Annotated in this window: 22 protein-coding genes; 15 read left to right on the plus strand and 7 right to left on the minus strand. The window is 69.1% G+C overall.

Annotated features, from left to right (window positions below):
• Window positions 1-155: 155 nt before the first annotated feature.
• Window positions 156-1,316, minus strand: a complete 1,161-nt coding sequence (gene ispG, locus E3O42_RS12925; protein ID WP_134454325.1) for a flavodoxin-dependent (E)-4-hydroxy-3-methylbut-2-enyl-diphosphate synthase — start codon at window positions 1,314-1,316, stop codon at window positions 156-158.
• Window positions 1,317-1,381: 65 nt separating this feature from the next.
• A complete protein-coding gene (locus tag E3O42_RS12930) occupies window positions 1,382-2,758 on the minus strand; it encodes a M50 family metallopeptidase (RefSeq protein ID WP_198414138.1) in 1,377 nt (458 codons plus the stop codon).
• Between the two features lie 69 nt (window positions 2,759-2,827).
• On the opposite strand from E3O42_RS12930, the gene E3O42_RS12935 reads away from it, so the two are divergent.
• From E3O42_RS12935 to E3O42_RS12950, 4 genes are all read left to right on the plus strand, one after another.
• A complete protein-coding gene (locus tag E3O42_RS12935) occupies window positions 2,828-4,222 on the plus strand; it encodes a serine/threonine-protein kinase (RefSeq protein WP_241984821.1) in 1,395 nt (464 codons plus the stop codon).
• The gene (locus E3O42_RS12940) at window positions 4,219-4,677 is read left to right on the plus strand and encodes a hypothetical protein (protein WP_134454326.1); all 459 of its coding nucleotides are present in this window, start codon (window positions 4,219-4,221) and stop codon (window positions 4,675-4,677) included. The genes E3O42_RS12935 and E3O42_RS12940 overlap by 4 nt, the downstream gene beginning before the upstream one ends.
• A gap of 231 nt (window positions 4,678-4,908) precedes the next feature.
• Window positions 4,909-5,319 (plus strand): protein kinase domain-containing protein, encoded by a 411-nt coding sequence (locus E3O42_RS12945; protein ID WP_134454327.1) that lies wholly within the window; start codon window positions 4,909-4,911, stop codon window positions 5,317-5,319.
• A gap of 5 nt (window positions 5,320-5,324) precedes the next feature.
• Window positions 5,325-5,747 (plus strand): hypothetical protein, encoded by a 423-nt coding sequence (locus E3O42_RS12950; protein WP_134454328.1) that lies wholly within the window; start codon window positions 5,325-5,327, stop codon window positions 5,745-5,747.
• A 255-nt stretch (window positions 5,748-6,002) separates the two neighbouring features.
• On the opposite strand, the gene E3O42_RS18065 is transcribed toward E3O42_RS12950, so the two are convergent.
• The gene (locus tag E3O42_RS18065) at window positions 6,003-6,170 is read right to left on the minus strand and encodes a hypothetical protein (RefSeq protein WP_166787993.1); all 168 of its coding nucleotides are present in this window, start codon (window positions 6,168-6,170) and stop codon (window positions 6,003-6,005) included.
• 174 nt (window positions 6,171-6,344) lie between these two features.
• On the opposite strand from E3O42_RS18065, the gene E3O42_RS12960 reads away from it, so the two are divergent.
• Window positions 6,345-7,262 carry a Rossmann-fold NAD(P)-binding domain-containing protein gene (locus E3O42_RS12960; RefSeq protein WP_134454330.1) on the plus strand — a complete coding sequence of 306 codons (918 nt, stop codon included), beginning with the start codon at window positions 6,345-6,347 and terminating at the stop codon, window positions 7,260-7,262.
• Window positions 7,263-7,274: 12 nt separating this feature from the next.
• Here the strand turns inward: E3O42_RS12960 and E3O42_RS12965 are convergent, their stop codons facing one another.
• Window positions 7,275-8,363, minus strand: coding sequence for a 1-deoxy-D-xylulose-5-phosphate reductoisomerase (locus E3O42_RS12965; RefSeq protein ID WP_134454331.1), 1,089 nt, complete (start codon window positions 8,361-8,363; stop codon window positions 7,275-7,277).
• A gap of 214 nt (window positions 8,364-8,577) precedes the next feature.
• On the opposite strand from E3O42_RS12965, the gene E3O42_RS12970 reads away from it, so the two are divergent.
• The 6 genes from E3O42_RS12970 (at window position 8,578) to E3O42_RS12990 (ending at window position 12,409) form a co-directional block, all read left to right on the plus strand.
• Complete coding sequence (locus E3O42_RS12970; RefSeq protein ID WP_134454392.1) at window positions 8,578-9,261, plus strand: lysophospholipid acyltransferase family protein; 684 nt, start codon at window positions 8,578-8,580, stop codon at window positions 9,259-9,261.
• 52 nt (window positions 9,262-9,313) lie between these two features.
• Window positions 9,314-9,670 carry an ArsR/SmtB family transcription factor gene (locus tag E3O42_RS12975; protein WP_134454332.1) on the plus strand — a complete coding sequence of 119 codons (357 nt, stop codon included), beginning with the start codon at window positions 9,314-9,316 and terminating at the stop codon, window positions 9,668-9,670.
• Window positions 9,667-10,134, plus strand: a complete 468-nt coding sequence (locus E3O42_RS12980) for an SRPBCC family protein (RefSeq protein WP_134454333.1) — start codon at window positions 9,667-9,669, stop codon at window positions 10,132-10,134. Before E3O42_RS12975 ends, E3O42_RS12980 begins: the two co-directional genes overlap by 4 nt.
• 273 nt (window positions 10,135-10,407) lie before the next feature.
• Window positions 10,408-10,785 (plus strand): hypothetical protein, encoded by a 378-nt coding sequence (locus E3O42_RS18605; protein WP_241984822.1) that lies wholly within the window; start codon window positions 10,408-10,410, stop codon window positions 10,783-10,785.
• Window positions 10,721-10,960 (plus strand): EamA family transporter, encoded by a 240-nt coding sequence (locus E3O42_RS18980; RefSeq protein WP_478213365.1) that lies wholly within the window; start codon window positions 10,721-10,723, stop codon window positions 10,958-10,960. Before E3O42_RS18605 ends, E3O42_RS18980 begins: the two co-directional genes overlap by 65 nt.
• Window positions 10,961-11,065: 105 nt before the next feature.
• Window positions 11,066-12,409, plus strand: a complete 1,344-nt coding sequence (locus E3O42_RS12990; protein WP_166787994.1) for an aminotransferase class III-fold pyridoxal phosphate-dependent enzyme — start codon at window positions 11,066-11,068, stop codon at window positions 12,407-12,409.
• Window positions 12,410-12,696: 287 nt separating this feature from the next.
• Here E3O42_RS12990 and E3O42_RS12995 read toward each other — a convergent pair whose 3' ends face one another.
• Entirely contained in the window at window positions 12,697-13,185 is a 489-nt protein-coding gene (locus E3O42_RS12995) for an OsmC family protein (RefSeq protein WP_134454335.1), read from the minus strand.
• An 89-nt stretch (window positions 13,186-13,274) separates the two neighbouring features.
• Here E3O42_RS12995 and gabT point away from each other — a divergent pair, with 89 nt between their 5' ends.
• Both gabT and E3O42_RS13005 read left to right on the plus strand, forming a co-directional pair.
• Window positions 13,275-14,657 carry a 4-aminobutyrate--2-oxoglutarate transaminase gene (gabT, locus tag E3O42_RS13000; RefSeq protein WP_134454336.1) on the plus strand — a complete coding sequence of 461 codons (1,383 nt, stop codon included), beginning with the start codon at window positions 13,275-13,277 and terminating at the stop codon, window positions 14,655-14,657.
• A 2-nt stretch (window positions 14,658-14,659) separates the two neighbouring features.
• Window positions 14,660-15,700 carry an asparaginase gene (locus E3O42_RS13005; RefSeq protein ID WP_134454337.1) on the plus strand — a complete coding sequence of 347 codons (1,041 nt, stop codon included), beginning with the start codon at window positions 14,660-14,662 and terminating at the stop codon, window positions 15,698-15,700.
• On the opposite strand, the gene E3O42_RS13010 is transcribed toward E3O42_RS13005, so the two are convergent.
• A complete protein-coding gene (locus E3O42_RS13010; protein WP_134454338.1) occupies window positions 15,697-16,359 on the minus strand; it encodes a cob(I)yrinic acid a,c-diamide adenosyltransferase in 663 nt (220 codons plus the stop codon). The two genes, E3O42_RS13005 and E3O42_RS13010, sit on opposite strands and share 4 nt — an antisense overlap.
• A 127-nt stretch (window positions 16,360-16,486) precedes the next feature.
• Between E3O42_RS13010 and E3O42_RS13015 the strand changes: the two genes are divergently transcribed.
• Together E3O42_RS13015 and ald are read left to right on the plus strand one after the other, a co-directional pair.
• Window positions 16,487-18,196 (plus strand): BCCT family transporter, encoded by a 1,710-nt coding sequence (locus E3O42_RS13015; RefSeq protein WP_134454339.1) that lies wholly within the window; start codon window positions 16,487-16,489, stop codon window positions 18,194-18,196.
• Window positions 18,197-18,266: 70 nt separating this feature from the next.
• Window positions 18,267-19,382 carry an alanine dehydrogenase gene (gene ald, locus E3O42_RS13020; protein WP_134454340.1) on the plus strand — a complete coding sequence of 372 codons (1,116 nt, stop codon included), beginning with the start codon at window positions 18,267-18,269 and terminating at the stop codon, window positions 19,380-19,382.
• A gap of 16 nt (window positions 19,383-19,398) precedes the next feature.
• Here the strand turns inward: ald and E3O42_RS13025 are convergent, their stop codons facing one another.
• Complete coding sequence (locus E3O42_RS13025) at window positions 19,399-22,356, minus strand: FtsK/SpoIIIE domain-containing protein (protein WP_134454341.1); 2,958 nt, start codon at window positions 22,354-22,356, stop codon at window positions 19,399-19,401.
• Window positions 22,357-22,417: the final 61 nt, after the last annotated feature.

The raw sequence follows: 22,417 nt of genomic DNA on the forward strand, positions 1-22,417 counted from the left end.
CGTCGGCGCGATCCCAGCAGCCGCGCCCACCGTAACTGTTGCCCGAGCGGACAATTGCGCCCGGTACGCCGGACGCAAATGTCCGCTTCGGCAACAGTCAGCGCGAAGGTGCGCCCGTGGGAGGAGCGGCGGCCCGAGGGGCCGGCAAGGCCGGGCTAGTTGGCGCCGACCGTCACGACGGGGGCGCCGAGGGAGTCTTCGCTTGGCGGCATCTCGGCGGCCATGCGGTTGGCCTCCTCGATCAGGGTCGCCACGATCTCGGACTCCGGGACGGTCTTGATGACCTCACCGCGCACGAAGATCTGGCCCTTGCCGTTGCCGGATGCCACGCCGAGGTCGGCGTCGCGGGCCTCACCGGGTCCGTTGACGACGCAGCCCATCACGGCCACGCGGAGCGGCACGGTCATACCTTCGAGACCGTCGGTGACGTCGTTGGCGAGCTTGTAGACATCCACCTGGGCACGGCCGCAGCTGGGGCAGGAGACGATCTCAAGCTTGCGTTCGCGCAGGTTCAGCGACTGCAGGATCTGCAGTCCCACCTTGATCTCCTCGGCGGGCGGGGCGCTGAGGGACACGCGGATGGTGTCGCCGATGCCCTCGCCGAGCAGGATGCCGAACGCCGTGGCGCTCTTGATGGTGCCCTGGAAGGACGGGCCGGCCTCGGTGACGCCGAGGTGAAGCGGCCAGTCGCCGCGCTCGGCCAGCAGACGGTAGGCCTTGACCATGATCACCGGGTCGTTGTGCTTGACCGAGATCTTGAAGTCGTGGAAGTCGTGCTCCTCGAACAGGCTGGCCTCCCACACGGCGCTCTCCACGAGAGCCTCCGCGGTGGCCTTGCCATACTTCTGCAACAGGCTGGGCTCGAGCGAGCCGGCGTTGACGCCGATGCGGATGGAGACGTCCGCGGCCTTGGCTGCGGCGGCGATCTTAGCGATCTGGTCGTCGAACTTGCGGATGTTGCCGGGGTTCACCCGCACGGCCGCGCAGCCGGCGTCGATGGCCGCGTACACGTAGCTCGGCTGGAAGTGGATGTCGGCGATAACCGGAATCTGGCTCTTCTTGGCGATGATCGGCAGCGCCTCGGCGTCGTCACGGCTCGGCACGGCGACGCGCACGATGTCACAGCCGGAGGCGGTGAGTTCGGCGATCTGCTGCAGGGTCGCGTTGATGTTCGTCGTCGGGGTCGTGGTCATCGACTGCACGCTGACTTGCGCGTCGCCTCCGACGAGGACCTTTCCGACCTTGATCTGGCGAGACTTGCGTCGCGGAGCGAGGATTACGGGGACTTTGGGCGTACCCAGGTTTATAGCGGCCACGAATGTAGCTTACGCGTCGGGCATCCGGTGAAACTGAACCCTTCCCGAGCGGGCGGGGTGCGAGGTCAGCCGAACAGGTTGATCGGCTTGACGATGTCTGCGTAGATGAGCAGCAGGCTCATGCCGCCGAGCACAACCACGACGGCGAAGGTCAGCGGCATGAGCTTGGCCGTGTCGACGGGGCCCGGGTCGGGGCGCTTGAACAGCTTGGCGAACCACCGGCGGATGCCCTCCCACAGGGCTCCGGCGACGTGGCCGCCGTCCAGGGGCATCAGCGGCACCAGGTTGAAGACGAACAGCGCGATGTTGAGCGAGGCGAGCAGGCCGATCAGGCTCGCGGCCTTGCTGTCGAACGGGATGGTGTCGATGCTGGCGATCTCGCCGGCGACCCGGCCGACACCGACCACGCTGATCGGGCCGTTAGGGTCCCGCTCCCCCGGGCCGAACGCGGCATTGGCCACGTCGATCAAGCGCTGGGGCAGGTTCAGGATCATGTGGAAGACGCCGGAGATGTTCTCGCCGACGGCTGGCAACACGGCGGTGATGGGCTGCTGCACGAGTTCGCCTGCAGGGCCGATGCCGACGAAACCGACCTCGATGGTTTGCGGGGTGCCGCTGGCGTCGATGACGATCTCGTTGGCGTCGTCGGTGACGTAGCGCTCGGTGAGTTTCGGGGTGATGACCAGCGTCTGCTCGGCGCCGCCGCGTTCGACGATCACCTGCAGGGGCGTGCCGGAGGACTCGCGGATGATCTCGGTGGACTGGTCCCAGCTGGTGATCGCGGTGCCGTCGATACTCACCAGACGGTCGCCGGGCTTGAGGCCGGCGGCTGCGCCTGGCGCGGCCTCGTCACCCTCGGCGCAGGTCTGCCGGTCGCTGGTGGCGGGCAGCACACAGGCGCTGACACTGCCGACGGTGGTGCTGGCCTGGGTGGTGCCGAAGCCCATCAGCAGCACGCCGAAAAGCACCACGGCGATGAGCAGGTTCATCGTGGGCCCGCCGAGCATGACGATGACCCGCTTGTACACCGGCAGTTTGTAGAAGGCGCGGTGGTCTTCGCCCTCGCCGATGGTGTCGGCGCTGGCCTGGCGGGCGTCCTCGACCATGGTGCCCAGGGCGCCGGGCTTCTTGGTGGGTTCGCCCTCCTGCACCAGCTGGTTGAAGAACCCGGTGCTGTTGGCTCGGGCGACGCCGCCATTCGAGGGCGGGAACATGCCGATCATCGAGATGTATCCGCCGAGGGGAAGCGCCTTGACGCCGTACTCGGTCTCGCCCTTGCGTCTGGACCACACTGTGGGCCCGAAGCCGATCATGTATTGGGTGACCTTGACGCCGAACAGCTTGGCCGGCACCAGGTGGCCGATCTCGTGCAGGCCGATGGAGAGCGCGAGGCCAACGACGACCACGGCTACGCCCAGAATATATAACAGCACGGTTTCCACATCCGTAGATTATCCTTCTCTAGCTGCAAGTCGGCTGGTCGTTGACCGGCACCGGCTCGTCGTACAGAATTGCCACTCACCCGCGAACATCCCGATTCACTGCCCCGGAGGCCCTCCCTGTCTGCACCGACCGAACCGCTTCGCGATCCGTCGCGGTCAGACAGCCTGATCGGGCTGGTCCTCGCCGACAGGTTCCGTCTGGACCGGCTGATCGGCACCGGTGGCATGGCCACCGTTTACGAAGCCGCCGACCTGGCCCTGGGCCGCACCGTCGCGCTCAAGCTGTTCCGGATGGACACCGCCGACGATTCAGGCCCGCAACGACAGAGCGGCGAGGTCATGGTGCTCGCCAGCCTCAACCACTTCGCGCTGGTCACCCTGTTCGACGCCGGTACCGAATACGTCGATGGCGTCACCCGTTCGTTCATCGTGATGGAATACGTCGACGGTTCCGACCTGCGCAGCCGCATCAACGAGGGCGCGGTGGCCTCTGCCGAGGTGGCCCGGATGGGCGCCGACCTTGCCGAAGCGCTGCACTACGTGCACGCGAGAGGCATCATCCACCGGGACATCAAGCCCGCCAACGTGCTGCTGGCCCCGTCGGACTTTCCCGGCCGGGTTTCGCACGCGAAGCTGGCCGACTTCGGCATCGCCCGGCTCTTCGACGCCACCCACCTCACCCGCACAGGGTCGGTGCTCGGCACCGCCGGCTATCTCAGCCCCGAACAGGCGCTGGGCCAGCCGATCGGGCCTCCCAGCGACGTGTACTCCCTCGGCCTGGTGCTTCTCGAGAGCCTCACCGCCACCCGCAGCTACCCGGGCACGGCGATCGAATCGGCCATGGCCCGGCTGCAACGCCAGCCGGAGATCCCCGCGGAGCTCGGCGCCGAGTGGTGCGCCGTGCTCGCCGGCATGACCGCCCGCGAACCGGCCGACCGACTAACGTCAGCGGAAGCCGCGGTGCGCCTGCGCGAGCTTGTTCCCGCAGGGTCGACCGAGTCCTCCTTCGCCGCGGGACCGGCATCGGAGGACGACTCGACCAAGGTGATGGCTGCCGGTGCTGCGCCGATGAACATCGCGCCCATGAACGCAGCCCCCGCGACTCCCACCGAGAGGATGCCCGCGGCCACCGGCGACGAGCCCACTCGGGTGCTCCCCTCCGCCGGCCCGGCGGATCTCACAGCGCAGACGGAGCGCCTGAACGCGACCGCGCGGCAGGACCGCACGGCGGTGTTGCAACCGGCGGGAGCCACGGTGCCGGCCGCCGGCAAGCGGACCCGTCGTTCGTCCAGGTTCGGCCGACGACCGCTGATTATTGGGGCACTCATCGCGCTGGCCGCGGTCATCGCTCTGGTGTTCATTGTGCAGCCGGGCGATCCGGCCCCCGAGCCGCCCGCGTACCCCGTGGTCGAAGGCGACCTCGGCACCCACCTCCAGCAGCTTCAAGAGAGCGTGAACCCATGATCGCCACCCGGACCTTCCGCACCAAGCGCGCCCGGCTCGTCCTCGCCGTGGCCGGCATCGGCCTCGCCGGCGGCCTGCTCGCCGGCTGCGCAGGCGCCACCGCCGCGCTGGACGCCGGCACGGCGGCCGAGCTGCAGGACGGCGTCCTCGCGGTGAGCTCCGCGGCCGCCGCCGGGGACTTCGCGACGGCGCAGGCCGAGCTCGGCACCGTGCAGGCCACCCTGACCGCCGCGTCGGCCGAAGACGCCGTCACCGCGGCACGGGCCACCGAGATTCAGACGGCCATCGACCTCGTGGGGGCCGACCTCGCGGCTTCGATCGCTGCGAGCGCACCAGTGGAAGCGCCGGTGGAGGCGCCGGCACCCGAGCCGGTCAGCACGCCTGCTGACGATGACGACGACAAGGGTAAAGACGACAACAAAGACAATGACAAGGGCAAAAAGAACGAAGACTAACGGCAGCGGCACTCCGACTCCGACCGTGACGCAAGCGGCAGCTCCCACGCCCGTGGCGCCCGGCCAGGATACGACAGACACCGACTGCGAGAACAGTGACGAGTGCGACTAGGCGTTTCGCGAATCGATACCGCCTCGATAAATTGATCGGGTCGGGTGGGATGGCTGTGGTCTACCAGGCGTCTGATTTGGCCCTGGGACGCACCGTCGCCGTGAAGCTGATGCGATTCGATGCTGCCGATGGTGCCGGGTCGGCGCGGCACAGCGACGAGGTGGGCGGTACTGGCCCATCTCAATCACTTCGCCCTCGTCACGCTGTATGACTCCGGCGTCGAGGCGGTCGACGGTGTCCCGCGGTCGTTCATCGCGACCGAGTTCGTCGATGGCACGGATCTCCGCAGCCACCTCCTGGCCGGCCCGATGGACCCTGGCGAGGTCGCGAGGCTGGGTTCCGATTTGTGTGAGGCCCTGCACTGCATGGGTTCCTTGGGAATCACCCACCGTGACATCAAGCCCGCGAACGTGCTGCTGGCACCGTCGGATTTCCCGGGCAGATTCGTCCGCGCCAAGCTCGCCGACTTAGGGATCGCCCGGCTGTTCGACGCTGCCCACCGCACGGCGCCGAGTGGCGCGCACTGCTGACCGGGATGACGGCGCGCGACGCTGAGGATCGTCTCCGGCCCGCTGAGGCCGCCGGTCGGCTGCTCGCCCTGGTCCCCTCCGCCGACGTTCCCCCGGCCGGCCCGGAGCTGCCAGCTGCCGTGGCGCGAGAGGTCGGCGCCACCCGACCGCTTGACCTGCCGACGACGCTGCAGCGTGATGTGACACCTGACGTCCCAGCGACGACGCCGACGCCGCAAGACGAGCGCGCAGCCCACTCGCGCCGGTCACGCACGTCGCGCCGGTGGCCGCTCGTGGTCAGCGGAGTCCTGGTGGCGCTGCTCACCGCGGCCGCCGTGTTGTTCGTTGTTCCCCACACGGAGCCGGCTCCGGAACCGCCGGAGTATCCGGCGGTCGACGGTCAGCTCGGAGACCACCTCGAGCAGCTGCAAGAGAGCGTCGACCCGTGAATCGTCGACACCCTGTCACGCTGGGCAGCCGCATCCGAACCGGTGCTGCGGCCGCTCTTGTGGTCGCGGGCACGCTAGTGGGGTGCACGAGCGGCGCGCCCGGCGTGCCGGCCGGCACGACGGTGCACCTGCAGGCCGCCGTTCTCGCGGTGACGACAGCCGCTGCGGATGGGGTTACGCGGGCGCGCAGTCCGCCGCGTCCGAGTTGAAGGCCGCGGTGGACGCTGCCGTCACGGACGGCAGGCTCACCGAGGCTCAGGCGGCGAGGATCCACGCTGCCATCGCCCTCGTCGACGCTGACCTGGTCGCAGCGCTCGCGGCCTCGACCCCCGCGGCACCGACGATCCCCGACACCCCCATTCCCTCCACCGAAACGCCGAACGACCCGTCGCAGCGCACCACCGAGCCGGAGGTCCCGGCCACCCAGGCTCCCGCCCCGAGCCCGAACCCACCGACGGGCCCGACGAGCCCGACGAGCCCGACAACTCCGGCGAGTCCGGCGAGTCCGGCGACCGCGGCTAAGGAGACGACTGAGGAGCGGCACGGTCCCCGACCCGGTAGCCTGTCCCCGTCGGCCCACTCTTCCCGGAGGATCCCATGCCCCAGCACCTCATCGTCGGAGCCGGCTGGATCGGCGGGGAACTGGCCCGCCAGCTCGTGGCCCGCGGTGACGATGTCACCGTGGCCACCCGTTCCGGCAGCCCCGTGGCCGGCGCCCTCGCCCGCGTGCTTGACGCGTCAGACCCAGTCGCGTTCTGCATCGCGGCAGAGCGGATGCAGACCATCTTCCTGTGCACCAATCCCCCATACCCGGACTGGGCGCGGCGGTGGCCGCCGGTTTTCGCGGCGGCGATCGCCGCGGCATCCGTCACGGGCGCCAGCCTGGTGGTGATGGGAAACCTCTACCCCTACGGATCGCCGACCGGGCCGATGACCGAGCACTCCCCCGAGACCACGACGGAATCAAAGGGCCTTATTCGCCGCGACGGCTGGCGCCGGGTGCGGGACGCGCATGAGCGAGGCGAGATCCGGGCCGTGGAGGTGCGCGCAAGCGACTACTTCGGCGCCGGCGTGAGCGGGACCGCCCACCTGGGCCAGGGGTTCTTCGACGCGGTGCTGGCATCCAAGACCGCCAGGGTCGTCGGCCGGCCCGATCTCGTGCACAGCTGGAGCTATCTCCCGGATATCGCCGCCACGATGATCGCCGCGGCCGGGTATTCCGGGGCGTGGGGTCGCCTCTGGCACGTGCCGAGCGGCGCCCACAGCCGCACCGACATCGCCGGGCAGCTGAATGCGCGCAACGGCAGTCACGGCACCGTGGCCGGGTACCCCTCGTGGATGCTGCGCTCACTCGGCGCTGTCAGCCCGTTGATGCGCGAGGTCTACAAGTCCAGCTACCAGTTCCAGGTGCCGTACGTGATCGATTCCGCCGAGACCGAGCGCGAGCTCGGCGTCGCCGCCACGCCGTGGGATGCGGCCCTGGTCACCGTGGCGGAGAGCTACAGCGGGTCGTAGTCGGCGCGGGGGTCAGCGGGCGATCGTATCGATGATGGTGTCGGCCCTTGCCCGTGCCCAGCGTTCGGCCTCGGCGAGGGATTCGAGGGTCAGCTCGCCCTGCGCCTCGTGGGCCTCCACGACTCGCTGCACGGTGTCGACGATGTCGAGATAGCCGATCCGGCCGGCGTGGAAGGCCAGCACCGCCTGCTCGTTGGAGGCGTTGAACACGGCCGGGTAGGTGGCGCGAGCGCGGCCGACCTGCTTGGCCAGCTCTACGGCGGGGAATGCCTCGTCGTCGAGGGGTTCAAAGGTCCAGGTGTGCGGGGTGGTCCAGTCGATCGGCACGCCGACCGCGGCCACCCGGTTGGGCCAGTCCAGGCCCAGCGAGATGGGCAGGCGCATGTTCGGCGGCGATGCCTGGGCGATGGTGGAGCCGTCGATGAATTCGACCATCGAGTGGATGAGCGACTGCGGGTGTACGACCACGTCGATTCGGTCGTAGGGCACGTCAAAGAGCAGGTGCGCCTCGATGACCTCGAGTCCCTTGTTCACCAGGGTGGCCGAGTTGGTGGTGATGACCAGGCCCATGTCCCAGGTGGGGTGTGCGAGTGCCTCGCGCGGGGTCACGTCGGTCATTTCGGCGCGGCTGCGCCCGCGGAACGGGCCGCCGGAGGCGGTGAGCACCAGTCGGCGCACCTCGTCGGCGGTGCCGGAGCGGAGTGCCTGCGCGATGGCGGAGTGTTCGGAGTCGACGGGCACGATCTGGCCGGGCGCGGCGAGCGCCTTGACCAGGTCGCCGCCGACGATGAGGGACTCCTTGTTGGCCAGCGCCAGGGTGCGGCCGGCCTTGAGTGCGGCGAGGGTCGGGCCCAGCCCGACCGACCCGGTGATGCCGTTGAGCACGACGTCGGCGTCGACATCCCGCACCAGCTGCTCGGCCTCGGCGGCACCGACGGCCGTGTCGTCGACGTTGAACGCGGCGGCCTGCTCGGCCAACAGTACGCGGTTGCTGCCAGCCGACAGGCCGACCACCTCGAAGCGGGTCGGGTTGGCCTTGATGACGTCGAGCGCCTGGGTTCCGATGGAGCCCGTGGACCCGAGAATGATGATTCGCTGCACGCCCCCATGCTAGGCGCACCGTGGATATATGCCCGGCGCGACTTACCTCGCGCTGTAGGGTCGTTGAGTGACCGGAGCCAAGCACGACCCAGCATCCGAGCCCGAAACCGCGCCGGGAGCCCCCGTCGAACAGGTGCCGGCGGCCGACGAGATCGTCGAGACGCCGGTGAAGACCAAGCGACCGGGGTTCGTCTACTTCCTCGGCTACGGCATCATGGCGCCCATCGCCCGCCTGGTCTTCCGGCCGCGCATCACGGGCAAGGAGAACATCCCCCGCGAGGGCCGGGTGATCCTGGCCAGCAACCACCTGTCGTTCATCGACAGCATCGTTATTCCGCTCACCGCCCCGCGGCGGGTGCAGTTCCTGGCCAAGTCCACGTACTTCACCGGTACAGGCTTCAAGGGCTGGGTCTCGCGCCAGTTCTTCACCTCCATCGGCGCCGTCGGTGTCGAACGGGGCGCCGGCCAGGCCGCCCAGGTCGCCCTCGACGCCGGCAAGGACATCCTCGAGTCGGACAGCGCCTTCGCGATCTACCCGGAGGGCACCCGGTCACTCGACGGTCGGCTGTACCGCGGCCGCACCGGAGTGGGCTGGCTCGCCCTCACCACCGGCGCCGTCGTGGTTCCGGTCGGCCTGATCGGCACGGAGGAGATCATGCCGGTGGGCTCGAAGATGCCACGCATCCGCCGCATCAGCGTGAAGTTCGGCGAGCCGATCGACGTGAGCGTGCACGGCGCCCCCGACTCTGGCCGCGCCCGCCGCAAGGCCACCGACGAGATCATGGCAGCGATCCATGAGCTGACCGGGCAGGAACTGGCGCACAGCTACAACGAATCACCGCCGACGACAGTGGTGCAGCGCGTCAAGCGCGCCATCTGGTGGCGGGAGCTCCGGTAGCTTTTATACTTAGCCCTTGCGCTTAGTGACAAGTGTCGGCTAACTTAGCCGCATGGCTCAGTATTCAAGACTAGACGGTGTCTTCGCCGCCGTCTCCGACCCCACCCGCCGGGCCGTGCTCCGCCGGCTGGGCACCGGGCCTGCGAGCATCGGTGAACTCGCCGCTCCATTCGGTATGGCGCTCCCCTCGTTCATGAAGCACATCGGCTACCTGGAAAAGACGGGGCTGATCACGACCCGCAAGACCGGACGCGTGCGCGTCTGCACGCTCGAACGCGCCTCTTTCGACGCGATCGAGAGCTGGCTCAGCGAACAGCGCGGCATCTGGGCGGGCCGCACCGACCGCCTCGAGCAGTTCGTCACCGCCGCCGACCCCGACACCCGCCTCGACACGGAGACTCTCTCATGACTGCGTCCGCTCACTCCGAACTTGACCTCACCGTTTCCCGCATCATCCGGGCCCCACGCGCCACGGTCTGGGCGGCCTGGGCCGAGCCGGCCCGGTTCGAACATTGGTGGGTGCCGGCGCCCACGATCTGCCGGGTTCGCGAGATGGACCTCTGCCCGGGCGGCTCTTTCCGCACCGAGATCAGCGACCAAGGCCTCGAGTTCGCAGCGCACATCACCGGCTGCTTTCTCGCGGTCGACGAGCTGGAGCGCATCGTCTACACGGATGCCCTCGTGGCCGGCTGGCGCCCGGCCGACGCCTCGTTCGTGACCGCCGTGATCACCATGCAGGATCACCCCGACGGCACCGAATACACCGCGACGGCGATGCACCGCAACCTCGCCGACCGCGTCCAGCACGAGGAGCTCGGCTTCCACGACGGCTGGGGCACGGTCATCCGTCAGCTCGCCGAACTCGTCGAGTAACGGTGTCCGCTGGATTGCCGGCAGGCGGCCTGCGAACAAGCGGGCCGCCCAGTCCTGGTCCATCGGAACGAGGGCCCAGTCGACGTACCGACCGACTGCTCCTCTCTCATGAGTAGAGAGTTGATCAGCGGGTGAGAGTCGCGACTATCGCCCTGATCTGCGCCAGCCACGGAGAACTCGTTGATCCGGTGCATGATGCGTGTCTCACTCCCCCCGATTCTCGACTCCGCGGCATCCGGTCGACGACTGCCCGGCAGGTTTTTCCTTGCCGCAATGATTGCAATCAGTGGGGTTGCATTGCTCGCCAGCAACGGCGTATTCCAAACGCCGAGCCTCGGCGACCTCCTCATCCTCGTTGCCGCAATCGTTCGCGCCATCCACGTCACCTCCATGTTCACCCTCACCGGCAACACACCGATGGACTCGCTTCACCTGACGACGGTGCAACTGGCCACCTGCGCGACACTCTTCTCGGCGGCCTCACTGGTCTACGGCGACTCGATCCCGCATTTTCTGGCCCACCTCGACCCCGGACGAGCGATCCTGTTCCTCATACCTCGTTCTCGCTTGCACGGTCTTCGCGTTCCTGGTGCAAACCTGGGCGGTCCGGCGCACCTCGCCATCGAGAGTGAGCCTCCTCCTCGGAACTGAGCCCATCTGGGCTGCAATCGTCGGAGTTGCGATCGCACGTGACACTGTGGCCCTGGCTGGATGCTTCGGTATCGCACTCATCCTGGCGGGAACAGCATGGGGCCGTTCCCTCGAGCAGGGGCACCGCCTCGCCCCGACACACCACCTGGATTCACGTGCGATACCTGCAGGCTGACCGTGACGACCACCGACGAAGTTCTCCGTCGTCGGCTGCACGAATGCCCAGCTGGCCCGGACTGCGCGGGGCGCCCACCCAGCCGACGTCCGTAAGCTGGGGGGCATGTCTTCTTCCTTCTCGGTCAGCCAGGAGCGCAAGCTCGTCACCGCCCTCCCGGGCCCACGGTCAATCGCGCTGCAGGAACGACGCGTTCGCGCCGTGTCTCGTGGTGCGGGCACCCTCGCCAACATCTATATGGACCATGGCGCCGGAGCGATCCTGGTCGACGTGGACGGCAACCAGATCATCGACCTGGGTTGCGGCATCGGCGTGACCACCATCGGCCACGCCCACCCGGATGTCGCCGCGGCCGCCGCCATGCAGGCCGGCAAGCTCACCCACACCCTGTTCACCGTCACTCCGTACGAGAACTACGTGCGCGTTGCCGAGAAGCTCGCCGAGATCACCCCCGGTGACTTCGTGAAGCACTCGATCCTGGTCAACACCGGAGCCGAAGCCGTGGAGAACGCGGTGAAGATCGCCCGCAAGTACACCGGTCGCCGCGCCATCGTGAGCCTGGACCACGCGTTCCACGGCCGCACGAACCTCACCATGGCGATGACCTACCGCCCGTGGCCGGAGCGCGCGGGCATGGGCCCGTTCCCCGGTGAGATCTACAGCGTGCCCACCAGCTACCCCTACCAGGACGGCCTGTCCGGCGAGGAAGCGGCCGAAAAGACCATCGACTACATCCAGACCCACATCGGCGCGTCGGAGATCGCGGCGTTCTTCGTCGAGCCGATCCAGGGCGACGGTGGCATCGTCATCCCCGCCCCCGGCTATTTCAAGCGCCTGAGCGAGTTCTGCACCGAGAACGGCATCGTCTTCGTCTCCGACGAGATCCAAGCCGGCATCGCCCGCACCGGCGCCTGGTACGCCATCGAGCACCACGGTGTCGTGCCTGACTTGGTCACTACGGCCAAGGGCATCGCCGGCGGATTCCCGCTGGCCGCCGTCACCGGCCGCGCCGAGATCATGGATGCCGTGCAGCCCGGCGGCATCGGCGGCACCTTCGGCGGCAACCCGGTCTCGACCGCGGCGGCCCTGGCGGTGTTCGACATCATCGAGCGCGACAACCTGCTGGACGAGGCCAAGCGCGTGGAGAAGGCCCTCTGGGCCCGCATCGGCGGCTGGGCAGACACATTCGACATCGTCGGCGATGTGCGCGGCAAGGGCGCCATGTTCGGCGTGGAGCTCGTGCACCCCGGCACCAAAAAGCCGTTCCCCGAGGCGCTCGCCTTCGTGCTCAAGCACGCCACCACCAACGGCGTCATCGTTCTGGATGCCGGTAGCTGGGACTCCGTGCTGCGGATCATGCCATCGGTGGTCATCTCCGACGCCCTCATCGACGACGCCGCCTCGGTGCTCGAAGAGGCTTTCACGCTGTTCGCGGCCAGCCAGAAGTAAGCGCCAGCCCACAAACGCGCCCATCCCGCCAGGTCTCGAGAACCTCGACCAGCGGGATGGGCGCGTTTTTGCGAGTGTGGAGGGCGAGCGAAGAGTGCCCGCATCGCAGGCCGCCCGAACAATAGCTGATACCAGAGCGTCGGCGTGGTGCTGGTGGTCAGCAAAGGTTACCGAGGCCAGCGACCCTCAGACAAAGGCTTCGTGGTCCGGCCGACTCAGTTTGGCGTGGTAGTCGAGCACGAGCGGACCAGCGACTCTCCCGATCGCCACGCATTCAATTCCGCCGCCTAGAGCAGCGAGGCCGGCTCCGCGATGATGGTGACCGGTTCGTGGCCGACCGGGAAGTTGACCGACGCGGCGATGAAGCAGGCCTTGGATGCTTCAGCGTGCAGGGACTGGGCCAGCTCCGCCTGGTCGGGGTCGGCGATGGTGACCCGGGGGCGCAGGGTGGCGGCCGTGAAATGGCCACCACCATCCGTGGTCTGCGCCATGGTGCCGATGGCGTCGTCGGAATAGCCGACCACGACCACCCCGTGCTTGGCGGCAACGTGCAGGTAGGAGAGCAGGTGGCACTGGCTGAGTGCGCCCAGCAGTAGCTCCTCGGGGTTCCACCGGTCGGCGTCGCCGTGGAAGGTGCGGTCGGCCGATCCGGCGATCGCTTCCTTGCCTGAGGAGGTGAGAACATGGTCGCGGCCGTACGCTCGATAGCTGCTGGTGCCCGTGCCCCGGTTGCCGGTCCAGTGGATCTGCACGGCGTAGTGATGTGCACCGATCATGGCGTCTCCTTAGGGTTTCACTCTTGCTGGCAATTCTCGCAGGGAATGGCCCGACTGCTCGCTCGTGCGGGCGGTAAACTGGCGCGATCATGACTGACACGCTGACTGATTCCGCTGCCGCATCCGCCCCCTCGTCCCCGGTCTACACCGTGACCCAGGAACGCAAGATCGTAACGGCCATTCCCGGCCCGCGATCGACGGAGATGCACCAGCGACGCCTCGCCGCGGTCTCCACCGGCGTCAGCTCCGCGCTGCCGGTCTACATCAAGAAGGCCAGCGGCGCGATCATCGTCGACCTCGACGACAACCAGTTCATCGACCTGGGCGCCGGCATCGGCGTGACCACGATCGGACACTCGGAGTCCAGCGTCGTCGCGGCCGCGACAGGCCAGCTGAACGACTTCGTGCACACCCTGTTCACCATCACGCCGTACGAGGAGTACGTGCGCGTCGCCGAGCTGCTCGCCGCGCACACCCCCGGCAGCTTCGCCAAGAAGACCGTGCTGATCAACTCGGGTGCCGAAGCCGTGGAGAACGGTGTGAAGATCGCCCGCAAGTACACCGGCCGCCGCGCCGTGGCCGTACTGGACCACGCGTACCACGGTCGCACCGTGCTCACCATGGCGATGAACTACAAGGCCGCACCGTACGCCACCGGCTACGGCCCGTTGGCCGGCGACGTCTACCACGCCCCCAGCTCATACCCCTATCACGACGGTCTCTCTGGCGCCGAGGCCGCCGCGCGCACCATCGCGTACCTGGAGAAGGTCATCGGCGCAAGCGACCTGGCCTGCCTGGTCGTCGAGCCCATCCAGGGCGAGGGCGGCTTCATGGTTCCCGCCGAGGGCTACCTTCCGCTGCTGCAGGAATGGTGCACCGCGAACGGCGTCGTGATGATCGCCGACGAGATCCAGAGCGGCATGGCCCGCACCGGCGCCTACTTCGCCAGCGAACACTTCGGCTGGGAGCCCGACCTGGTGCTGGTGGCCAAGGGCATCGCCGGCGGCATGCCGCTGGCCGCCGTGACCGGCCGCGCCGAGATCCTCGACGCGTCGCAGCCCGGTGGGCTCGGCGGCACCTTCGGCGGCAACCCTGTCGCTTGCGCCGCCGCGATCGCGGTGTTCGACGCGATCGAGAACAACAACCTCCTGGCCGAGGGCCAGCGCATCGAGAAGTCCCTTCGCGCCGGTCTGACCGCGCTGGCCGACAAGTACGACATCATCGGCGACATCCGCGGCCGCGGCGCCATGATCGCCATCGAGCTCGTGCAGCCCGGCACCCAGAACACGACCAAGGCGCCCAACGCTGCCGCGGTCACCGCCATCGCGGCCTACGCGGCGCAGCACGGCGTGCTGCTGCTCACGGCCGGCACCTACGGCAACGTGCTGCGGTTCCTGCCGAGCCTGGCCGTGACGGACGCGCTCCTGGCCGATGCCCTGTCGGTCATCGACGACGCGATGGCGACGCTCTGATCATGACGACGTCGACCACGCCTGCCGCCTTCGGGGCCGCTGCCCCCGCCACCGCGGGAACCATCGAAGTGATCGACTCCGTCGAACTGGCCGTCGTGGAACGCTCCGGCTTCATTGAATCTCGCCACGCGGGGGCAGCGGTCGTCCTCGGCAGCGACGGCGCCGTGCTCCGCGCCCTCGGCGACGTCAACGCTCCGGTGTTCCCACGCTCGTCGATGAAGCCGTTCCAGGCCATCGCGGTGATGGCTAGCGGCGTGGTGTTACGCGGAGAGGATGCCGCGATCGCGACATCCAGCCACTCCGGAACCCAGAAGCACACCGACCTGGTGCGCGGTCTCCTGGCCCGCGCCGGGCTCTCCGAGGCCGACCTCGGTTGCACGCCCACCTGGCCGGGTGATTCGGGCACTCGCGACTCCCTGGTGCGCCAGGGCGCCGGACCCGCCCCGATCTACTCAGACTGCTCGGGCAAGCACGCGGCGATGCTCGTCGCCTGCGTGCAGAATCACTGGCCGATCACCGGGTACCTCGACCCGGAGCATCCGCTGCAGAAACGCATTCTCGACGTCGTCGAGCGATTCACCGGCGAGCGTCCGGCCGCGACCGGCGTCGACGGGTGCGGAGCGCCGGTGCACGCACTGTCGTTGACCGCCCTGGCCCGCGGCATAGCCCGCATCGCCACATCGAAGTCGAGCTCACCGTTCGCCATCTACCGTGAAGCCGGGTTCCTGGCCGAGGCGGTGCGGGAAAACGGATGGGTGATCGCCGGACCCGGCCTGCCGGACTCGATCACGATCGAGCGCCTGGGCCTGTTCGTCAAGGGCGGAGCAGAGGGCATCATGGTGGCCTCCGCCGAGAACGGCACCACTGTGGCGCTGAAGATCCTCGACGGCAACCTGCGCGCGGCCACCGTCGTGGCGCTGAGCCTGCTGGCGGATGCCGGCGCCGTGCGTCGGGCCGACATCGACGCGATCATCCCCGAACTGAAGGTCGCCGTGCACGGCGGCGGCCAGCCGATCGGCCAGATCCGCGCCAGCTACGTCTAGGGACGTTCGCTCGCCCCGTCAGTGGCCGCGGCGCCTGGGCTGTCGTCGCCGTCTTCCTGCGCCATAGCCAGCGCCGACGCCTCGGGCGCCCACTGCACGTCACCGTGCTCGGCGTTCGCGCCCCGGGCCAGCACAAACATCAGCGTTGACAGACGGTTCAGATAGCGCGCACACAGCGGGCTGACCGTCGAAGGGTGCGCTTCCACCGCGACCCATACCGTGCGTTCGGCACGCCGCACGACGGCGCGGGCCTGATAGAGCAGCGAGGCGGCCACGGTGCCGCCGGGAAGCACGCGGCCGCTGAGGTCGGTGGCCTCCCGCTCGAAATGGTCGACCGCTCGCTCGAGGCGGGTCAGGTGCGATTCGCTGATCCGTGCGGTCGCGGCCACCGGGTCGTCCAGCGGGACGGCGAGGTCGGCGACCAGATCGAACAGGTCGTTCTGCACACTGGCGAGGGTGGACGTGATCCCGATCGGGAGATTGCCCACCGCCATCACCACACTCACCGCAGCGTTGGCCTCGTCGCAGTCTTCGTAGGCGGCGACGCGCACGTCGGTCTTGGCGACGTCGCCGTGCCGCCCGAAGGTTGTGCGCCCGGAATCCCCGCGCCCGGTGTACAACGCCGGTCCGGCAGTTTCGAGATCGTCGAGATCAGCCATAGCGGTAACTATAGTAATGTCCCCCGCATCCGCGTAGCGTTGGGGGACGCCGCGGGCAGGTCTTTTGCTCATCTCGCTTGTTCGCACGGAGCATCGATCGACGGGTGTTCGATCAGCGAGGAAAGAAATGTCCAGGAAATCTTCCGACGACAGTACAGAGTCCGCTTTCGGTGACGCGGTCAGCGAACCCGCCCGAGCGGGTTGGGCCACCGTCGACAAAACCGTCTTCGGCGTCTCCGCCGGTATCATCGTGCTGGTTTGCCTGCTCGGGGTGCTCTTCACCCAGGCCGTAGGCGACGCCGCGGCATCCGCCCTCGGCTGGGTTACCGGCAACATGGGTTGGCTGTTCATTCTCGGCGCGTCTGGCTTCGTCATCTTTGCTCTGGTTCTGGCGTTCGGCCGGTACGGCAGCATTCCGCTCTCGCGCGAAGGGCAGGGCACCGAGTTCTCGACGCTCTCCTGGGTGTCGATGATGTTCAGCGCCGGCATGGGGATCGGGCTGATGTTCTACGGCGTTTTCGAGCCGGTCACCCATCTGGCCTCGCCGCCGCCCTTCGTCGATGCGGCGCCGAACAGTCCCGATGCCGCCAACGCTGCAATGGCGTACACGTTTTTTCACTGGGGACTTCACCCGTGGGCGATCTACTCGGTTGTCGGCCTGGCCCTGGCATATTCGACCTATCGAATGGGCCGCGGCAACCTGATGAGTTCCCCGTTCCAGGCCATTTTCGGCAAGGAGCGGATCGAGACAAGGGGCTGGGGCAAGCCGATCGACATTCTCGCGATCATCTGTACCAAGTTCGGGTCGGCGACGTCCCTCGGTCTGGGCGCCCTGCAGATCGCGGCCGGCATCTCGCTGCTGCGCACCGGCACCTTCTCCGAGGAGCCGGGGACGACCCTGCCGATCATCATCATCTGCGTGTTGACCGTCGGCGTCGTGTTCTCCGCCGCGAGCGGGCTCGCGAAGGGGATCAAGTGGCTGAGCAACACGAACATGGTGTTGTCCGCCGTGCTCGTGGTGTTCGTCTTCGTGGTCGGGCCGACGGTGTTCATCCTGAACCTGCTTCCGTCGGCCGTCGGCGCGTACCTGACCGATCTCGTGCCGATGAGTTTCCATTCGGCGGTGTTCGGCGGCAGCGACTGGCTGGCCAGCTGGACCATCTTCTACTGGGCGTGGTGGATCTCCTGGACCCCGTTCGTGGGCACATTCATCGCCCGGATCTCGCGCGGCCGCACCATTCGCGAGTTCGTTCTCGGTGTGCTGCTGGTGCCCACGGCGGTCAGTATCCTTTGGTTCGTGGTATTCGGCGGGGCCGGACTGCATCTGCAGCTGAATGGGGTTGACATCGCCGGCACCGGCAGCGAGGCGGCAGGGTTCTTCGCGGCGCTGCAGCAATACCCGTTCTTCATCGGCTCGGCCCTGGTGGTGATGGTGCTGACGGCGGTGTTCTTCGTCAGCGGGGCGGATGCCGGTGCCCTCGTGCTCGGGACGCTCTCGAGTCGGGGCCGGAAGGAGCCGTGGAAGCCCCTGGTGATTTTCTGGGCTGTGCTCACCGGCGCCGTCGCCGCGGTGCTCTTGTTCGTGGGCGGACTGGGCGCGCTGCAGACCTTCACCATCCTGGCGGCGACCCCATTCGTGCTGATAATCATGGGCCTGTGTATATCGCTGTACGTCGACCTGCGCCGCGACCCGCTGCGTCAGCGCACGCTCGGGCCGGTGCGCACCTCCTCGGAGGTTCTCGGCACGGTGCCGTTCACCCGGCAGGCCTCCGACGGGGACGGCGCCGGCCCGCCACCGGGCGCCGCGCCGCCACCGCCCGGCGACAGGCTCGGTTAGACGACGGCGGCAGTAGGCTGTGCTCCCAGGCTGGCCCCAACCAGCCTGCCCCACCAGGCTCAGGAGCGTCATGCGAATTGCAGTCCCGCGCGAGATCAAGAACAACGAGTTCAGGGTGGCGATCACCCCGGCCGGCGTGCACGACCTGGTGTTGCACGGCCACGAGGTCCTCGTCGAGACCGGTGCGGGGGTCGGCTCATCGATCACGGATGCGCAGTACCGCTCCGCCGGCGCCACGATCATGCCGGACGCCGCATCCACCTGGGCCGGGGCCGAGCTGCTGCTCAAGGTAAAAGAACCCGTGCAGAGCGAGTACGCCTACTTCAGGGACGACCTCATACTCTTCACCTACCTCCACCTGGCCGCGGAAGCCGGCCTCACACAGGCACTGCTGACGGCCGGCGTCACCGGCATCGCGTACGAGACCGTGCAGCTGCCCGGCCGGTCGCTGCCCCTCCTGGCGCCCATGAGCGAGGTCGCCGGCCGGCTGGCTCCGATCGTCGGCGCGAACGCCATGCTCAAGCCCAACGGCGGGCCTGGCCTGCTGGTGCCGGGTGTGCCGGGCACCCACCCGGCCAGGGTCACCATTCTCGGAGGCGGGGTCGCCGGGACCGCCGCCATGCAGGTGGCGATCGGGCTGGGCGCCGAGGTCACCGTCCTGGACACGAACCTCTTCCGCCTCCGCGAGCTGGATACCCAGTACTACGGCAGGGTGAAGACCATCGCCTCGAACGCGTTCGAGATTGACACCGCGCTCGTGCTGGCCGACCTGGTGATCGGGTCCGTGCTGATCCCGGGCGCGAAGGCGCCCAAGCTGGTGAGTAACGAGCTGGTGTCGCGGATGAAGCCGGGCAGCGTTCTCGTGGACATCGCGGTCGATCAGGGCGGCTGCTTCGCCGACACCCACGCCACCACGCACACCGAGCCCACCTTTGCCGTGCACGGGTCGCTGTTCTATTGCGTGGCCAACATGCCGGGCGCCGTGCCGAGCACGTCGACCTACGCCCTCACCAACGCCACCCTGCCCTATGTGCGCGCCATCGCGAACCTGGGCTGGCGTGAGGCGCTCCGCACCGACGCTGCGCTCGCGCTTGGGCTGAACACCTACGGCGGGGCCCTGACGAATGCGCCGGTCGCCGCCGCCCATGCGCTGACGTTCCGGCCCGTCGCCGAGGTGCTCGCCTAAGCCGCTGCCCGAGAGGCTACGGCACTGTCACCCGATGCACGGTGCCGTCGGGCCGCACCAGCCAGCCCCTCGAACCGGCCGGAGCCAGTGCCGGGGGCAGGTCGCGCCGGCGGGTCACCAGGCGGAAGTCGGCCAGGCTGGCGCCATCGAAGACCAACGGCGCCACGCCCCGTAGCCCGGTCAGCAACGACCAGTGCGCCTGCCAGGTGTCCGCGTCACCCACCAGCACGGTACCGGCGGCGACGTCTGAGATTACCAAGCGATCGTCCCGGGCTCCAGCCGACGGGTGCGCGCCGAGCAGGGCGACGTGCGGGAAGGCCGGCGAGGCGGCCGCCCGGATCGCAGCGGCCGAACGGGCGGCTGACCCCGCGACCACGAGCAGCACCGACGCGCCCGCCTCGTCGAGCACGGACGGGACGGCGGCGGGTTCCAGGTTGCGCCCGGCGGGCTCGGCCTGCATCAGCTGGATGCGCGCACCCCGCCAGAGTCCGCCCCCGGGCGGCACGGTCTCGTCGTAGCTCGCTGTCGACTCCCCCACGGCCTGGTGCTCGTAAACGCTGGGCAGCCGCAGCACCAGGCGGCTCTGGCACAGGGCAGGCAGCGCCTGCAGCGCCCCGGTGAGCCGTTGCCCGGTCACCACCAGGCGCAGCCCGCTCTGGGCACCATCGCGAAGGAGCCCGATGAGCAGGTCGAGTGCGGCGGCACGGTGTTCCTCGCCCCAGCGGGCGAGCACGGCATCCATGTCATCGAACAAAAGCACCCGGCATTCCGGGCCGGCGTCGTGTCGTCGGCCGCCTGCCGGCGCCGGGCCGGCCGGGCCGTCGAGTGCGGCCCTTGCCCGCACCAGGGCGTCCCAGGTGGCTTCGACGTCGGCCGGGATGAGGTCGACCCGGTGTGGGGCCTGGGCCGCGATCGCCGTCAGCAGCGTCGATTTGCCCGTGCCGGCACCTCCCATCACCAGCAGGTGGCCGTCGGCCCGTGGGTCGTACACGGCCACGGTGTAGCGCTGCAGCTCCGGTTCATCGACCAGTCCCAGCTTGAAAGCCGGCGACAGCGGCCCCTCGGCGGCGAGGGCGGCGACCTGCCCTGCCGTCACCAGCCGCGGGAGCGGGTCGAGCCACGGCCGCCTCGGTGGTTGCGTGGACACCGGCAGGGCATCCAGCACGGCCTGGATGTCGCCGTCGGTCGTTGTCGCCACCTGGCAGGCCTGGGCGGCTGCCGGCCCCCGGCGCACCACGCACCGCCCCGGCCGGCCGGTGTCGATCCGGGCGGCGGCGTCGGAGCCGATCACCGCCATGCTGTCGGCGGCGTTGTTCACCCGCAGCGACAGCCGCAGGCTGCAATTGGCCAGCAGGGAGTCCCGCACCACGCCGGCGGGCCGCTGCGTGCACAGCACCAGGTGAACCCCCAACGACCGGCCGCGTGCGGCGATGTCCACGAACAGGGCGTGCAGCGTGGGAAAGGCGTCCAGCATGGTGGCGAACTCGTCGACGACGATGACCAGGCGGGGCAGCCGGCCGGCGCTGCGCGGGTCGGTGATGTCGCGACTGCCGGTGTCGCGGAGCACCCGTTCCCGGTGCCGCAGCTCGGCGGCGAGGCTGGCCAGGGCCCTGAGCGCGTCGCGGTCGTCGAGGTCGGTGATCAGGCCAACGCAGTGCGGCAGCTCCCGCACGGTGTCGAACGCCGCTCCGCCCTTGAAGTCGACCAGCAGGAAGGTGACCTGGCTTGGCGGATACCGGGCGGCCAGCGCCGCCACCCAGGTCACGAGGAGTTCGCTCTTGCCGCTGCCGGTCGTGCCGCCGACGAGGGCGTGCGGCCCATCGGCCACCAGGTCCACGCTCAGGGGTCCCTGCTCCCCCGCGCCGATGACGCAGGCGAGGCCACCCGGCGACCCGTCGGTGCGGCCGGCAACCCGGCCGGAATCAGCGTCCCACCCCGAACAGAGCGGTGTGAAGGCGACGGTCTCCGGCAGGGCGTCCCCAGAGCCGGCCAGCCCGGCCGCCTCCGCCTCACGGCGGAGCATCGCACCGAATCCGGCAGTCTGCTGCTCGGCCACCAGGTGCGGCACGAAGTGCAGGCCGGCCGGATGCCCACCCATTCGCACGAGCTCCGCCTCGCTCGCCCCGTGCACCCGCACGATGGTCGCGCAGCCTGGCGGGAGCGTGGCACCGGCTTCGGCGAGCGCGATCCGGAAGTCACCGCCGGATTGCCCCGGCTGACCGGGCTGACCCGCCCGGTTTGGCCTTTCTGGCGTGCCCGCGGTGATCGTAAGCCACCCGGCCGGTGACACCGCCGAGCGGTGTGGAAGCCCGACCGCCCAGGCCCAATCGTCGCCGGCCGGAATCCGGACACCGAGGGTGCGGGGGCTGAACTGGCCCACCATTTGCACCACCAGGCTGCGGGCGAGCGACGTGACGACCAGGCCGGGTCCGACGAGTCCGATGCCGCCGGCCGGGTCCACCGTGATGGGGGCGCCGGTGAGCACCGCCGCCCTGGCTCGCAGCTCGCGCTGCTCGGCGCTGTCGCCGCCCTCCAGGCGCAGGCCGCTCAAGCCCGGTCCGGCCCCGAGCACGAGAGAGGCCGTGGCCGGGTCGGCCCAGCGGGTGGCGTCGTGGGCGTTGCGGAGCATCCAGTGCGCCGCGGGTGCGGCATTCCAGGCCTCTTGCCGCAGCCGGGCAAGACCCTGATCGACGGCATCCCGTGCCTCGGCCATCTGGGCCGCGTAGCCTGCGACGTCCCGGCGGCGCTGCCGCGAGGTGGACCGGCGCCCGTCGAGTAGCCCCGCGACGGCGATGATCGGGCTGAGGACCGCGAAGACGAGCACCAGCGCCGACCCGGTGATCCCCCAGATCAGTCCGGCGGCAACCAGGGGCGCCACGCAGGCTATGAGGGGAAAGCCGGGGCGACCGGGTGGCGCCGGCGGGGTCGGCAGTCTGATCGGGTCCATGGTGGGCGGTTCGGGGGCGACGGTCATCTTCCCAGCAGACCCGCCCCGCAGGCAGGGGAGGTCCCACCGGCGGCCCCGGTGCACAACC

The sequence above is a fragment of the Cryobacterium adonitolivorans genome (assembly GCF_004402695.1).
GTDB classification, from domain to species: Bacteria; Actinomycetota; Actinomycetes; order Actinomycetales; family Microbacteriaceae; genus Cryobacterium; species Cryobacterium adonitolivorans.